Here is a 14,437-nt window from a genome sequence, read left to right as displayed (position 1 = left end):
CCGTGCCCGTCGCGCCGAGCGCCTCCGGGCGCGGGCTCGACCTCCCGGACTTCCCGTGGGACTCGCTCGCGCCCTACAAGGCGCGAGCGGTCGCGCATCGGGAGGGCATCGTCGACCTGTCGGTCGGCACCCCGGTCGACCCGACCCCCGAGGTGGTGCGTCGGGCGCTCACCGACGCGTCCGACGCGGCGGGCTACCCCCTGACCGTCGGCACCGCCGACCTGCGGGCCGCCATCTGCGAGTGGTTCGAGCGTCGCCGCGGCGTCCCGGGCCTGACCTCCGACGCGGTGCTCCCGACGATCGGCAGCAAGGAGCTCGTGGCCTGGCTGCCCACCCTGCTCGGGTTGGGCGCCGGTGACGTCGTCGGCATCCCTGCGGTCGCCTACCCGACCTACGACATCGGTGCGCGCATCGCGGGGGCCACGGCCGTCGTCGCGCAGTCGCTGACCAGCCTCGGCCCGCTCACGGCAGCCACGACGCCGAAGCTGTTGTGGCTCAACAGTCCCGGCAACCCCAACGGCCAGGTGCTGGGCGTCCCCCACCTGCGCAAGGTCGTCGAGTGGGCGCGTGCGCACGGTGTCGTCGTCGCCAGTGACGAGTGCTATGCCGAGCTCGACTGGCGCGAGGGCCAGGCCGGCACCGCGACGCCGAGCATCCTGCACCCGGACGTCTGTGGCGGGTCCCACGAGGGGCTGCTCGCCGTCTACTCGCTGTCCAAGCAGTCCAACCTCGCCGGCTACCGCGCCGCGTTCGTCGCGGGCGACCCCGCGCTCGTCGGCGCGATCCTCGAGGTGCGCAAGCACGCCGGCATGATCATGCCCACCCCCGTCCAGCACGCCATGGCGGTCGCCCTGCGCGACGACGCCCACGTGCAGGCGCAGCGGGCGGCATACGCCCGCCGTCGCGAGCAGCTGCTCGCGGCCGTCACCCGAGCGGGGCTGCGCGTCGACCACTCCGAGGCCGGCCTCTACGTCTGGGCCACCCGCGAAGAGGACTGCTGGACAACGGTTTCCGATCTCGCCGACCGCGGCATCCTCGTCGCGCCGGGCACGTTCTACGGTGCGGCCGGCAGCCAGCACGTGCGGATCGCGCTCACGGCCACCGACGAACGCATCGCCGCCGCCTGCTCCCGGCTCTGACTCCCGGGCAGCGTCGGCCCTGTGCCGGCCCCGGTCACGCCCGGCCTCGTGCGGTGGTATGGAGTGGACCTGTTTTCTCAGCCGACCCGACGCTGGGGTAACGTCGCTCGCGGATACGTCCGGCGCCGTTTGGGCCGGAGTGACAGGAGGCGAGGAACAGTGACGAAGGCAGTGGACGCGACACTCAAGGTCGCAGACAAGGAACTCACGTTCCCGGGAGTCGACGCCGTCGAGGGCAACGACGGGCTCGGGGTGGGCTCCCTGCTGAAGGAGACCGGCCTCGTCACCTATGACGTCGGCTTCGTCAACACGGCGTCGTGCAAGAGCGCGATCACCTACATCGACGGCGACGAGGGCATCCTGCGCTACCGCGGGTACCCCATCGCCGAGCTGGCCGAGAAGTCCACGTTCGTCGAGGTCTCCTACCTGCTCATCTACGGCGAGCTGCCCACGCCCGAGGAGCTGACCCGCTTCGAGGACTCGATCCGCCGGCACACGATGCTGCACGAGGACCTCCGCGCGTTCTTCAACGGCTTCCCGCGCGACGCACACCCGATGCCCGTGCTCAGCTCGGCCGTCTCGGCGCTCGGCACGTTCTACCAGGACAGCCTCGACCCCTTCGACCAGGAGCAGGTCGAGATCTCAACCGTCCGCCTCCTCGCCAAGCTGCCGACCATCGCAGCCATGGCGCACAAGAAGAGCGTCGGCCAGCCGTACATGTACCCCGACAACTCGCTGTCGTTCGTCGAGAACTTCCTGCGGATGACGTTCGGCTACCCCGTCGAACCCTACGAGGTCGACCCGACCGTCGCCAAGGCCCTCGACCTGCTCTTCATCCTGCACGCCGACCACGAGCAGAACTGCTCGACGTCGACGGTGCGCCTCGTCGGGTCGGCCCACGCGAACCTCTTCAACTCGGTCTCGGCCGGCATCCACGCCCTGTCCGGCCCGCTCCACGGCGGCGCCAACCAGGCGGTCCTCGAGATGCTCGGCAAGCTCCACGAGTCGGGCGACGACCCGAAGAAGTTCATGGAGAAGGTCAAGAACAAGGAGGACGGTGTCCGCCTCATGGGCTTCGGGCACCGCGTCTACAAGAACTACGACCCGCGCGCCGCGATCATCAAGAAGGCCGCCGACGACATCCTCGAGAAGCTCGGCCAGAACGACCCGCTGCTCGAGATCGCCAAGGGCCTCGAGGAGATCGCCCTCGCCGACGACTACTTCGTCGAGCGCAAGCTCTACCCGAACGTCGACTTCTACACCGGCCTCATCTACAAGGCCATGGGCTTCGAGTCGAAGATGTTCACGGTGCTCTTCGCCATCGGCCGCCTCCCGGGCTGGATCGCCCAGTGGCGCGAGATGATGACCGACCCCGAGACGAAGATCGGCCGTCCGCGCCAGATCTACACCGGCGAGGCCCAGCGCAGCTACCCCGCCTGAGCCGCCGGCTCACCCGAGATCCACCCGATGCCCCCGCCCCTCCTGGGACGGGGGCATCGGCATGATGGGGCGATGGCCAAGTACCTCGTCAACGACGCGGCCGTCGCCCGGTGCCGCGACCTCATCGACAAGCGGCAGTACGTCCTCGACAGCGACTGGGGGCAGGCCCAGCCGGATGCAGAGGCGCAGAACGCCTACCTCGAGCGACACTCGTCGCACAACTACGCCGCGTGGCACCTCGGCCTGACCGAGGGTGCGAACGACGGCACCAAGGCGCGCTACGCCTTCGTCGTCGGTGACTTCCGGCGGGTGCACCGCACGGCGCTCATCGCCTGCGTCTACCGCGCGAGCGAGTGGCGGCACAAGGACGTCGAGCTCGCCGCGCACGACCTGCTCCAGCACCTCGACCACGTGTCCGGCTGACGCCGCCCCTGCCGTACCGACCTTTCCGGGAGCGGCGGATGGCGTGTGCCGGGTGGCTCAGCCGAGGTGGATCGTGACCGTCGTGCCGTCCGGGCCGGCCGACCAGCCCTCGTCACCGGCCGCGCGGTCCCAGACCCGCTCACCGACGCTCACCGTGCTGGCCCCGTAGATCTCGGCCCGCGCGACGGCCCACTGGGCGACGGCCCAGGCGGTCGTGCGGTCGGGAGCGGTGACGGTGAGCGTGCTCTCGCCGGGACGGACCGAGGTGACGCCCATCTGCTGGGACAGGTCGGCCGCCACGCGCTGCGGCGTGACGCTCGTCCTCACCGCGTCGAGGCGGCACGTCAGGCCGGCGGGGGAGTGTCCGGTCAGGGTCGAGGCGAGCACCCGGCCCTGGCCCTCGTGGTCGCGGTAGGCCTCGGGGAAGCCGCTCTTCTGGACGCGCTGGGCGATCTTCGTGATGTCGGCGGTCTCGTAGCCCTGGTACTTCTCGAGGGCGTCGTAGAACGCGTTGGTCGCGTGGACGGGGTCGAGGATCTGCTCCTTCGTGCCCCAGCCCTGGCTCGGCCGCTGCTGGAAGAGGCCGAGTGAGTCGCGGTCGCCGTAACGCAGGTTGCGGATCTTCGACTCCTGGAACGCGGTCGTCAACGCGATCGTGGCCGCACGCGGCGGCATCTCGCGCTTGATCGACAGCGCCGCGACGAGGGCGGCGTTGGCCGTCTGGTCGGGGTCGAAGGTCTCGGTGATCCCGCCGGCCCTGATCGTGCACTGCGGGTTGACGACGCTCTGGATGAGGAAGCGGGCGCCGAACCACGCGGCCGTGCCGACGACCGCCAGCACGAGCAGGATCGGCACCCAGCGGGGTCGGCGACGAGCGCGGGGGCGGCCCCGGGAGTCGGCAAGGGTCGGGCCCGGTCGGTTCTTCGGCATGGGGTCCTCAGGTGGTCCGGCTCTGGTCTGAACCGGTGGCGTCCGGTCTCGGTCAGTCGTTGGCGTGCAGTGCGGCGTTGAGGGTGATGCCCGTCCCCGCGCGGTCGCGGGCCTCGACGGCACCACTCACGCTGTTGCGGATGAACAGGATGTTGCTCGACCCCGACAGCTCCTTGGCCTTGACGACGGTGCCGTCGGGCAGCGTCACCTTGGTGCCCGCCGTCACGTAGAGCCCGGCCTCGACGACGCAGTCGTCCCCGAGCGCGATGCCGATGCCGCCGTTGGCTCCGACCAGACAACGCTCGCCGATGCTGACGCGTTCCGTGCCGCCACCGGACAGGGTGCCCATGATCGAGGCGCCGGCGCCGATGTCGGACCCGTCCCCGACGACGACGCCCTGCACGATGCGGCCCTCGACCATCGAGGTGCCGAGGGTGCCGGCGTTGAAGTTGCAGAAGCCCTCGTGCATGACCGTCGTGCCCGCCGAGAGGTGCGCGCCGAGGCGCACCCGGTCGGCGTCGGCGATGCGTACGCCCTGCGGCACCACGAAGTCGGTCATCCGCGGGAACTTGTCGACGCCGTAGACGGCGACGTGCTGGCCCCGGGCCCGCAGCCGCATCCGCGTCTGCTCGAAGCCGTCGACGGCGCACGCTCCTGCGCTCGTCCAGACGATGTTCGGCAGCGCGCCGAAGACGCCGTCGAGGTTGATGGTGTTCGGCTCCACGAGGCAGTGCGACAGCAGGTGCAGGCGCAGGTAGGCGTCGGGCGCGTCGGCCGGGGGAGCGTCGAGGTCGATCTCGACGAGGCGCACCTCGGTGCGCACGCGGCGCGCCTCGTCGGTGCCGCCGAGGGCATCGAGGCCCTCGGGGGCCGTCGCGTCGTCCGGGCGCTCACCGAGAGCCGGCTGCGGGAACCACGTGTCGAGCACCTGCCCGTCGTCCGTGGTCGTCGTCAGTCCGTGTCCCCATGCGTTGCGCTCCGACATGGCCGCAAGGATATGGGGACGGCCCGTGCCGGTGGAACACGGACCCGCACCGTGGTCACCGGACAGTGGCGGTCGGACGGTCCCGAGGGCGCCGCGACGTGGTGGCCTCCGGATAACCTTCGCGTATGCCGTCGACCTCACCGTCCGCCGAACCGACCACCGTCCCCGCCGCGACGGGGGCCGGCGCCGTCACCCTCGACCTGTCCGCCGACGTCACGACGCTCACCGCCGCGATCTGCGACATCGAGTCGGTCAGCCAGGACGAGGCGGCGCTCGCCGACGCGATCGAGGCCGCCCTGCGGCCCCTCGCGCACCTCGAGGTCGTCCGCGACGGCAACACCGTCGTCGCCCGCACCTCCCTGGGCCGCTCGGAGCGAGTCGTGCTGGCCGGACACATCGACACCGTGCCGCTCACCGCCGTGCCCAACCTGCCCACGCGCCGCGTCGACGGGGAGCTGTGGGGCCGGGGCACCGTCGACATGAAGGGCGGTGTCGGGGTCATGCTCCGCATCGCGGCGCAGGTGCCCGAGCCGAGTCGCGACCTGACCTTCCTCTTCTACGAGTGCGAGGAGATCGACGGCACGTTCAACGGTCTGGCCCGCCTGGCCGACACCTCGCCCGAGCTGCTGGCCGGCGACTTCGCCGTCCTGCTCGAGCCGACCGACGGCGCCATCGAGGGAGGCTGCAAGGGCACCCTGCGCGTCGAGGTCGTCACCAAGGGCGTCGCCGCCCACTCGGCCCGCCCGTGGAAGGGGCACAATGCCATCCACGACGCCGCCGCCGTGCTCTCGCGTCTGACCGCGTACGACGCCGAGACCATCACCGTCGACGGGCTCGACTACCACGAGGCCCTCCAGGCCGTCGGGATCAGCGGTGGGATCGCCGGCAACGTCATCCCGGACCGCTGCACCGTCACGGTCAACTATCGCTACGCCCCCGACAAGAACACCGAGGAGGCCTTCGCGCACGTGCGTCAGGTCTTCGACGGGTTCGACGTGACGCTGGGCGACGCAGCAGACGGAGCGCGACCGGGTCTGCTGCTGCCCGCCGCCAAGGCGTTCATCGACGCGCTCGGGGTCCCCGTCAACCCGAAGGAGGGGTGGACCGACGTCGCGCGCTTCTCCGCGCTCGGCATCCCTGCCGTCAACTTCGGGCCCGGAGACCCCAACCTCGCGCACATGGACGACGAGCGCTGCCCGGTCGAGCAGTACGTCGAGGCCGAGGCTGCCCTGCTCCGCTGGCTCGGCTGACCTCTCCGCATAGGGTGGCGCTGTGACCGACCACCAGCCCGCACCCGCGACCCGGGGGAGCCTGAACGACGACCGGCGTCAGACGGGTCCCGTGACGCTGCGCCGACACAAGGTGCCGGTGACGACGACCGACCAGCGACTGCTCGAGGCGCCCCAGCCGAACGAGTGGCTGCACGCCGACCCGTGGCGCGTCATGCGCATCCAGTCCGAGTTCGTCGAGGGTTTCGGCACGCTCTCCGAGCTCGGACCGGCGGCCGCGGTGTTCGGCTCGGCGCGCACGCGACCCGACGACCCGGCATACGCCATCGGGGTCGAGGTCGGCCGCCTGCTGGCGGAGGCGGGCTACGCCGTCATCACGGGCGGTGGCCCGGGCGCGATGGAGGCGGCGAACAAGGGCGCCTTCGAGGCGAAGGGGACGTCGGTCGGGCTCGGCATCGAGCTGCCGTTCGAGACCGGTCTCAACGAGTACGTCGACCTCGGCATCAACTTCCGCTACTTCTTCGCCCGCAAGGTCATGTTCCTGAAGTACTCCCGCGGCTTCATCGTGCTGCCCGGAGGGTTCGGCACGCTCGACGAGCTCTTCGAGGCGCTGACCCTCGCCCAGACGCAGAAGGTCACCGAGTTCCCCATCGTGCTCATGGGCGTCGCGTACTGGCAGGGGCTCATCGACTGGCTGCGCGACACGGTGCTCGACCACGGCATGATCAGCCCGGCAGATCTCGAGCGGCTCATCGTCACCGACGACCCGGACGAGGCCGTCAAGGCGATCCGCACGTACGAGGGGCCGCGCGCGTGAAGTGGTTCATCCTCTTCGTCGGGATCGTCGTCCTGTGCTTCGTCGTCGCGCTCATCCTCGGGCTCGCCGGGGGTGGCCTCGGGCGCAACACGACGAGCCTGAGCCACGAGCCCCTGCCCGACGAGCCGATCCGCGACACCGACTTCGACGACCTCGTCTTCGACGTGGGCGCCCGGGGCTACCGGATGAGCCAGGTCGACGGCGTCGTCGACCGGCTGAGGCGCGAGCTCCGCGAGAAGGACGAGGAGATCGCCGTGCTGCGTGGGGACACGCCCGCCGAGATGGTCCAGCCCGCCGAGCCCACCGAGCCCGCGGTGGGGCAGGGCGAGGCCGCCGAGCCGGCGGAGGAGGGGCTCGAGCCGATGCCCGAGCGGGGCGAGCCTGCCGAGGAGCCCGAGCCACCCGAGCAGTCCCATCCGACGGTCGGCCGCGAACGCACCACATGACCGAGGTGCTCTCGCTGCGTTCACGCGGCGTCTTCGTCGCCCGGGTGCTCGCGGTCTACGCGCTGGCCCGGGTCGTCACGACGACGATCCTGCTGCTCGTCATGCAGCACCAGGTCCCGTCCGGCATGACCGGCGGCGACGACGTGCCCGTGTCCTACCTCCCTTTCACGGCGCTCTGGGACGGCCAGTGGTACCAGACCATCGCCCAGCACGGGTACCCCTCAGAGCTTCCCGTCGGTGAGGGCGGCGCCGTCCAGCAGAACCCGTGGGCCTTCTACCCGCTCTTCCCCTTGATGGCCCGGGCCGGCATGGCCTTGACCGGGCTCGACTTCCCCGCGGTGGGCTCGACGATCGCCCTGCTCTGCGGGGCCGGCGCGGCCGTGCTCATGGGACTGCTGCTGCGCGACCGCATCGGCGACCCGGCGGCATACCTCGTCGTCGCACTGTTTGCGAGCTTCCCGGCGTCGGTGACGCTGCAGCTGGCCTACACCGAGTCGCTCGCCATGCTGCTGCTCGTCGGCTACCTCTACGCGCTGGCCAAGGAGCGGTGGCTCGTCGCGACCGCAGTGGCCCTGCTCGTCGGGCTCTCGAGACCGATCGCCGTGCCGCTGGGACTCGTGACGCTCGTGGTGGTCTTCCTGCGCTGGCGGGCACGTCGCGAGCGCCCGATCAGTCGCGGGACGTATGCCGCGATGCTCGCCTCCCTCGTCGGCTGCGGTGTCGCCGGCCTGCTGTGGCCCGCGATCGCGTGGTGGCGCACCGGCGTGCCGTCGGCCTACACCGACACGATGGCGTCGTGGCGTGGCTCGGGCACCGTCGAGCCGTTCGCGCCGTGGGTCGGCATGTCGGAGTATGCGTTCGGCGAGACGTGGGGACCAGTGATGCTCGTCGTCGTGCCGCTCGTGATCATCGCCACGGTGGCGGGGCCGTGGGCCCGCAACCTCGGCGCCGACCTGCGCACGTGGACGCTCGCCTACCCGGCCTACCTCGCGGCGGTGCTCGACCCGTTCACGAGCATCTTCCGCTACCTCATCCCGCTCTTCCCGCTCCTCGTCGTCGTGCTTGGTGCGGGCTGGGCCGACCGCCGCGGCAACACGTGGAAGCGGCTGCTGTGGCGCTTCGTCCCCCTCCTCGTCCTCAGCATCGTCGGCCAGTACTACTGGACCGACATCCTGTGGCGCTTCGTCCCCCCGAGCGACTACCCACCGTGACCCGTCGTCCCTGATCGCACCCTCGGCCCCGGTCGCGTGTGGCCGACACGGCCGCTGATCGGGTGCGAGATCGGCGCTCCGTGCGCCCTGTCGACGGCCGGTGCGCGATCTCGTGCGTGACCAGGTCCAGCGTGCCGACAGTCCGGCGGTCAGGCGCCGGTGTAGGTGGGTTTCTCCTTGGCGAGGAAGGCGTCGACGGCGGCCCGGTGGTCGCTGCTGCCGCCGGTGAGGGCCATCAGCTCGGCCTCGTGGGCCAGCGCGGCGGGCAGGTCGACGCCCGCCGAGTAGGCGACGGCGCGCCGGATCGAGCCGTAGGCCAGCGTGGGGCCGTCGGCGAGGGTCCGGGCCAGCTCCGTCACCGTCGCCTCGAGGTCGTCGGCGGCCACGACCTTCGTGACGAGCCCCATCGCCAACGCCTCTGCCGCGGACACCGTGCGCGGCAGGAGCAGCAGCTCCTTGGCGCGGGCCGGCCCCACGAGACGGGGCAGCGTCCACGAGGCCCCCGAGTCGCACGAGAGCGCGATGCCCGCGAACGAGGTGTTGAGCCCGGCCTGCTCCGAGGCGACCCGGAAGTCACACGCCAGCGCGAAGCTCATCCCCGCCCCGGCCGCCACCCCGTTCAGGGCCGCGACGACGGGCTTGTTCATCGTCGAGAGCGCGATGACGATCGGGTTGTAGTGGTCGGTCACCGTCGTCGCGAGCGTCGACGTCGGGGCGCCGAGGCTGCGGACGTGCTCCTTGAGGTCCTGCCCGACGCAGAAGGCCCGTCCGGTCCCCGTGAGCACGACACATCGCACGGCGGGGTCCTCTCCGACCTCGCGAAGGGCCGCCACGAGGGCGTCCTTGAGGGTGTTGTCGAGGCTGTTCATGGCGTCCGGACGGTTGAGCCGGAGCCAGGCGATGCCGTCGGAGACCTCGACGAGCAGGGGCTGGGGGGCGGGCGACGAGGGGGAGTCGGGCGTCTGCGTCATGGGCGCCACTCTGTCCCAATCCGTCCCGAGGCGGAAGCGTGACGAGCCTCCGCGGGCCCGGACGTGCCCTCTGTCACATCCCCAATTAGGTCTCGCAAACGAGACACGGAATAATGGGGCCAAAGACCGAGGATTCCTAGGGAAGGGGAACCATGGCAGCAATGAAGCCGAGGACCGGCGATGGCCCGCTCGAGGTCGTCAAGGAGGGCCGCGGCATCGTGCTGCGGATGCCCCTTGAGGGCGGCGGGCGTCTCGTCGTCGAGATGACCCCCGACGAGGCTGCAGCTCTGCGTGACGCGATCCAGGGTTGTGACGGCGTCAACTGACCCTTCCGCCTGATCCAGGTTCGACGGCCCCTGACCTCACGGTCGGGGGCCGTCTCGCATCCCCGCCACGCGCGGTGGATGACGTATGCCGTCCGGCAGGCCGGACGGCATACGTGCGCTCAGCGCTTGACGGCCACGAGCAGACCGTCGCCGACCGGCAGCAGCGACACGGTGAACTGGTCGTGCTCGCGGATCGCGCGGCCGACTTCGCGCAGGGTCCGGGTCTCGGCGTCCCGGTTGGCGGGGTCGGACTCCTTGTCGGTCCACGTCATGACGAGGGTGCCGCCGGACCGCAGCAGGCGAGTGGCCTGCGTGAGGTAGTCGGGGTACTCCTCCTTGTCGGCGTCGACGACGACGAGGTCGTAGGCGCCGTCCGTCATGCGGGGCAGCACCTCGAGGGCGCGACCGGCGATGCAGCGGGTGCGCTGGTGGGCGATGCCGGCTGCCGCGAAGGCGTCGCGCGCGGCCCGCTGGTGCTCGGTCTCGAGATCGATGGTCGTGAGGATGCCGTCGGCGGGCATCCCGCCGAGGAGCCAGAGGCCCGAGGCGCCCGCGCCGGTGCCGATCTCCATGACGGCCTTGGCCCCGGTGGCGGCAGCGAGCATCTGGAGCACGGCTCCGACGCCGTTGCCGACGGCCGGCGCGCCGAGCTCCTCACCGCGGTGGGTCGCCTCCTCGACGTGCTCGCTCGGGGTGACGAACTCCTCGGCGTGCGACCACGCGGCGACCTTCTGGGTGCTCATGTTCGTCACCCTACTGCGACGTGCCGGGCCGATTCGGCACCCCGTCGCCCGGAAGCGGGTAAGGATCAGGTCATGGACGAACAGGACACCCCGACCGCGGAACACCTGCGTCCGGGCGACGTCGACGATGCCACGGTCGAGGCCCTTGGCAAGCTGTCGGAGGCGCTCGAGGTCGTCGAGGACGCCCGCGGCCACCTCTACGGTTTCCACCGGCTCACGGGGATGGCCGACCTCACCCTGGGCGAGGCCGTCGACCTCTTGCGCGAGGCCGGTCACACCGAGCTCGCGGACCGGCTCCAGACCGAGCTGGTCGGGCGCAACGTCGTGCAGGGAAGGTGGACCTTTCAGGTCGTCGAGGAGTACGACGACGGCTACTACGCGACCTTCAAGGAGCTCGAGAAGACGGCACGCGATGACCTCGTCGGCGGCCGGCGCCACCTCTTCGAGGCGGAGATGAAGGAGGACCGACGCACGCACGGGCGGGCCCACCACGAGGCGGTCCCGCACGACGGCAGCGAGCAGTCCCGCTGACCACCCCCGGCGCCGCCTCGCCACCCCCGTCCACAGCAGGACCACAGGTTCTGGCTGGCGGCCGGACAGGCCAATCCGAGACGATCGACGGGAACGAATCGAGATCTGACGGCGTTCTTGTCGTTGACCCCTCTCCGTGAAAGGCACAGCCCCCTGTGAGCACCAGTGTGACGTCCACCTCGCCCACCTCGGTGGAGCAGGCCGACTCGGCGTGGACTCCTCCCACGTGGGAGGAGATCGTCGAGCAGCACTCGGCGCGCGTCTACCGCCTGGCCTACCGCCTCACGGGCAACCCGCACGACGCCGAGGACCTGACGCACGACGTCTTCGTCCGCGTCTTCCGGTCGCTGCACTCCTACCAGCCGGGCACCTTCGAGGGTTGGCTGCACCGGATCACGACCAACGTCTTCCTCGACAAGATGCGTCGCAAGCAGCGCATCCGCTTCGACGCCCTGCCCGACGACGCCGCCGGTCGGCTCCCAAGCACCGAGAAGGGGCCGGAGCAGACCTACCACGACGCCCGCTTCGACGACGACGTGCAGCGTGCTCTCGACGCTCTCGCGCCGGAGTTCCGCGCAGCCGTCGTCCTGTGCGACATCGAGGGCCTCAGCTACGAGGAGATCAGCGCGACGCTCGGCGTCAAGCTCGGCACCGTACGCTCGCGCATCCACCGTGGCCGCGCCCAGCTGCGCGAGGCGCTCGCGCACCGCGCGCCCGAGGTGGCCGCGGCCGCCCGTCCTGCCAAGCCCGAGGCGCGCGCCGCTCGCGCGGGCCTGCGCCTTCCCGGCCGCCGAGTCGCGGCGAGCTCGCGCTGATGGGTCCGGAGGTGATGTCGTGACGCCGCACCTCAAGGGATACGTCCGCGCCTACGTCGACCGCGCCCTGCCGCCGGCGATGCTGCACCTCTACGACAAGCACCTCGTGTGCTGCACCGTCTGCCGCGCCGCCGCCGACCAGGAGCGCCGCATCGTCGCGTCGCTGCGCTCCGACACCGGCGTCCCGATGAGCCTGCGCACGTCCCTCATGGGTCTCGGTGCGGCCCCCTCGGGCGAGCCGCAGCCCGCTCCGGCTCCCGCTCTCGGGACGAGGGCCCCGCGCATCCCGCTCCCGCCCGTCGGCTTCCGTATGCCCTCGACGCCGTCCTACGAGCCCGTGCCCACCGTCCGGCCCACTGCTCCTGCCCTGCACCGCTCGCCGATGCGTGCTGCGGTGGTGGCCTCGATCGCGGCCGGCGCGTCGGTCGCTGCCGCCTGGGGGCTCGCGATCTCCCCCGTGCCAGGCTCGCGCACCCCCTCGGTCCGAGGTCCGGTCGCGAGCTTCGGGGCCGGTCCCGTCAGTGCCGTGAACTTCGGCGGCGCCGTGCTGCCCGGCAACAGGATCACGCCCGTCACGCGTCAGGCCCAGGGTCTCGGCGACGTGGGCGCCGGCAACGTCCCGTACTGGATCGTCACGACCGGCTCGTCGGCCCGCACCACGTCGCTGACCGTGGGTCCGACCACCGCGCTGGTGGACCCGGTTCGGGTCACCGACGTCCGTTCGGCACAATCAGGGCCATGAGCGACGAGTCGACGACGCCGGACCCCGATCCGACGGCAGCTCCCGAGCCTCGCGAGCTCACTGCGGCCCCCGGCACCGCCGGTGAGCCGGAGGTGGAGCGGACCGGCATCATCGACCTGCACGACACCCGGGCCATCCCGTCCGCGTCGCCGACGACACCGGCTCCGGCCCCGTCCGAGACGGAGACCCAGCCGCCCGTGGGCGCCTCAGGCGCTCGTCCCGCCGACACCGGTGACGATGCCTGGTTCGACGTCTTCGGAGGCGAGCACCCGACCGAGGGCGCGGGCGTCCCAGCCCGGGCGGATGCCGCCTGGGGCAGCGATCGCGCCGACTCCCTCGCCGAAGAGGCCCACCGCTCGGCGTATGCCCCACCGACCCCCACCGCCGACGCGCCGTCCGCGACCGGGCCTGCGGCGTCCACCCACCCGGGCGACGTGCTGGCAGGCGCCGCCGCGGCGCCCGGCGGGACGGCATACCTCGGTTCCGTGCCCCACGCACCTGCGGGGGGCGACCCTGCCCTCGAGAGCGGTCCCGTGCCGCCCGGGAGCGTGGCGCTCTCCGACCCGCCGGCACCGTCCGCTCGCCGCGGTCGCGGCAAGGTGGTCGCTGCCGTCATCGGCCTGTGCCTGCTCTCCGGTGTCATCGGCGGCATCGCCAGCCAGGTCGCCGAGGACCGCATCAACCTCGCCGGCACGACCCTGCCCGAGCCCGGACCGGGCGCCACGCAGCGACCGGCCGGCTCGGTCGCCAACATCGCCGCCGTCGCCCTGCCGAGCGTGGTGACCATCAAGGTCGACGCCGGCAGCGAGGGATCGGCGACCGGCTCCGGCTTCGTCATCGACTCCAAGGGCCACGTCCTGACGAACAACCACGTCGTCGAGCCCGGAGTCAACGGCGACATCGAGATCGTGCTGAGCAACGGCGACACCGAGAAGGCGACGATCGTCGGGCGCGACGCGAGCTACGACCTGGCGGTGCTCAAGATCAACCGCACCGACCTCAAGCCCCTGACCCTCGGCGCGTCCGACCAGGTCGTCGTCGGCGACCAGGTCATCGCCGTCGGTGCGCCGCTCGGCCTCGACCAGACCGTCACCACGGGCATCGTCAGCGCGCTCAACCGGCCGGTGCAGCCGGGCGACCCCGGTGAGTCGTCCTACATCAACGCCATCCAGACCGACGCGGCGATCAACCCCGGCAACTCCGGTGGGCCGCTGCTCGACATGACGGGCAAGGTCATCGGCGTCAACAGCGCCATCGCCCGGGTCCCGGGGACGAGCGGCTCCACCGGCGGCAGCATCGGGCTCGGCTTCGCCATCCCGAGCGACCAGGCCCGACGCACCGCCGACCAGCTCATCGCGACGGGCAAGGCCACCCACCCGGTCATCGGCGTGAACCTCAGCCGCACCTTCGTCGGTGACGGCGCCCAGGTCTCCGACGCGCCCGACGCGGTGACCTCCGGTGGACCGGCTGACAAGGCCGGCGTCAAGGCCGGCGACGTCATCGTCGGCTTCGAGGGCAAGCGCATCCGCACCCCGGACCAGCTCATCGTCTCGATCCGCGCACGGGCCGTCGGCGACACCGTGAGCCTCAAGGTCGAGCGTGACGGCACGGAGCTCCAGCTCCAGATGACGCTGGAAGCGGATCCGGGCAAGTAGAGCACGACGCGCCACCGTAGGATGGCGCAGCCGG

16 protein-coding genes are annotated in these 14,437 nt (G+C 71.5%); 12 read left to right on the top strand and 4 right to left on the bottom strand.

The genetic code is table 11. The annotated features are described in order from the left end of the window. The first annotated feature begins 2 nt into the window (after window positions 1-2). The 3 genes from dapC to NR112_RS04675 all read left to right on the top strand — a co-directional run bounded on the left by dapC (window position 3) and on the right by NR112_RS04675 (window position 3,002). The gene (dapC, locus tag NR112_RS04685; RefSeq protein ID WP_256792795.1) at window positions 3-1,139 is read left to right on the top strand and encodes a succinyldiaminopimelate transaminase; all 1,137 of its coding nucleotides are present in this window, start codon (window positions 3-5) and stop codon (window positions 1,137-1,139) included. A 159-nt stretch (window positions 1,140-1,298) separates the two neighbouring features. After that, the gene (locus NR112_RS04680; RefSeq protein ID WP_081633811.1) at window positions 1,299-2,579 is read left to right on the top strand and encodes a citrate synthase; all 1,281 of its coding nucleotides are present in this window, start codon (window positions 1,299-1,301) and stop codon (window positions 2,577-2,579) included. 72 nt (window positions 2,580-2,651) lie between these two features. Further along, window positions 2,652-3,002 (top strand): hypothetical protein, encoded by a 351-nt coding sequence (locus tag NR112_RS04675; RefSeq protein ID WP_256792794.1) that lies wholly within the window; start codon window positions 2,652-2,654, stop codon window positions 3,000-3,002. A 57-nt stretch (window positions 3,003-3,059) separates the two neighbouring features. On the opposite strand, the gene NR112_RS04670 is transcribed toward NR112_RS04675, so the two are convergent. Beyond that, window positions 3,060-3,932, bottom strand: a complete 873-nt coding sequence (locus tag NR112_RS04670; protein WP_256792793.1) for a hypothetical protein — start codon at window positions 3,930-3,932, stop codon at window positions 3,060-3,062. Window positions 3,933-3,984: 52 nt separating this feature from the next. Further along, window positions 3,985-4,917, bottom strand: coding sequence for a 2,3,4,5-tetrahydropyridine-2,6-dicarboxylate N-succinyltransferase (gene dapD, locus NR112_RS04665; protein ID WP_256792792.1), 933 nt, complete (start codon window positions 4,915-4,917; stop codon window positions 3,985-3,987). Between the two features lie 125 nt (window positions 4,918-5,042). On the opposite strand from dapD, the gene dapE reads away from it, so the two are divergent. From dapE to NR112_RS04645, 4 genes are read left to right on the top strand one after another with little or no spacing between them, the layout of a single operon-like run. After that, on the top strand, window positions 5,043-6,167 hold the full coding sequence (dapE, locus tag NR112_RS04660) for a succinyl-diaminopimelate desuccinylase (RefSeq protein WP_256792790.1): 1,125 nt from the start codon (window positions 5,043-5,045) through the stop codon (window positions 6,165-6,167). Between the two features lie 22 nt (window positions 6,168-6,189). Beyond that, window positions 6,190-6,963, top strand: coding sequence for a TIGR00730 family Rossman fold protein (locus tag NR112_RS04655; RefSeq protein WP_374511416.1), 774 nt, complete (start codon window positions 6,190-6,192; stop codon window positions 6,961-6,963). Next, window positions 6,960-7,409, top strand: coding sequence for a cell division protein DivIVA (locus tag NR112_RS04650; RefSeq protein WP_256792789.1), 450 nt, complete (start codon window positions 6,960-6,962; stop codon window positions 7,407-7,409). Before NR112_RS04655 ends, NR112_RS04650 begins: the two co-directional genes overlap by 4 nt. Next, window positions 7,406-8,620 (top strand): hypothetical protein, encoded by a 1,215-nt coding sequence (locus NR112_RS04645; protein ID WP_256792788.1) that lies wholly within the window; start codon window positions 7,406-7,408, stop codon window positions 8,618-8,620. The genes NR112_RS04650 and NR112_RS04645 overlap by 4 nt, the downstream gene beginning before the upstream one ends. A gap of 149 nt (window positions 8,621-8,769) precedes the next feature. Here the strand turns inward: NR112_RS04645 and NR112_RS04640 are convergent, their stop codons facing one another. Further along, a complete protein-coding gene (locus NR112_RS04640) occupies window positions 8,770-9,591 on the bottom strand; it encodes an enoyl-CoA hydratase/isomerase family protein (protein ID WP_256792787.1) in 822 nt (273 codons plus the stop codon). Window positions 9,592-9,743: 152 nt separating this feature from the next. On the opposite strand from NR112_RS04640, the gene NR112_RS04635 reads away from it, so the two are divergent. Continuing rightward, window positions 9,744-9,917: a DUF3117 domain-containing protein gene (locus NR112_RS04635; protein WP_013493416.1), complete on the top strand. Its 174-nt coding sequence runs from the start codon at window positions 9,744-9,746 to the stop codon at window positions 9,915-9,917. Window positions 9,918-10,036: 119 nt separating this feature from the next. On the opposite strand, the gene NR112_RS04630 is transcribed toward NR112_RS04635, so the two are convergent. Next, a complete protein-coding gene (locus NR112_RS04630) occupies window positions 10,037-10,660 on the bottom strand; it encodes an O-methyltransferase (protein ID WP_256792786.1) in 624 nt (207 codons plus the stop codon). A gap of 72 nt (window positions 10,661-10,732) precedes the next feature. Between NR112_RS04630 and NR112_RS04625 the strand changes: the two genes are divergently transcribed. The 4 genes from NR112_RS04625 to NR112_RS04610 all read left to right on the top strand — a co-directional run bounded on the left by NR112_RS04625 (window position 10,733) and on the right by NR112_RS04610 (window position 14,403). Further along, window positions 10,733-11,191: a hypothetical protein gene (locus NR112_RS04625; RefSeq protein ID WP_256792785.1), complete on the top strand. Its 459-nt coding sequence runs from the start codon at window positions 10,733-10,735 to the stop codon at window positions 11,189-11,191. Window positions 11,192-11,346: 155 nt separating this feature from the next. Then, window positions 11,347-12,006 (top strand): RNA polymerase sigma factor SigE, encoded by a 660-nt coding sequence (gene sigE, locus NR112_RS04620; protein ID WP_256792784.1) that lies wholly within the window; start codon window positions 11,347-11,349, stop codon window positions 12,004-12,006. 19 nt (window positions 12,007-12,025) lie between these two features. Then, window positions 12,026-12,748 (top strand): hypothetical protein, encoded by a 723-nt coding sequence (locus NR112_RS04615; protein ID WP_256792783.1) that lies wholly within the window; start codon window positions 12,026-12,028, stop codon window positions 12,746-12,748. Further along, entirely contained in the window at window positions 12,745-14,403 is a 1,659-nt protein-coding gene (locus NR112_RS04610; protein WP_256792782.1) for a S1C family serine protease, read from the top strand. The genes NR112_RS04615 and NR112_RS04610 overlap by 4 nt, the downstream gene beginning before the upstream one ends. Window positions 14,404-14,437 lie beyond the last annotated feature (34 nt).

The organism is Terrabacter sp. Ter38 (assembly GCF_024519435.1).
GTDB lineage: Bacteria > Actinomycetota > Actinomycetes > Actinomycetales > Dermatophilaceae > Terrabacter.
The sequence above is the reverse complement of the archived record's forward strand: the minus strand, read 5'-3'. Positions and strand labels throughout refer to the sequence as shown.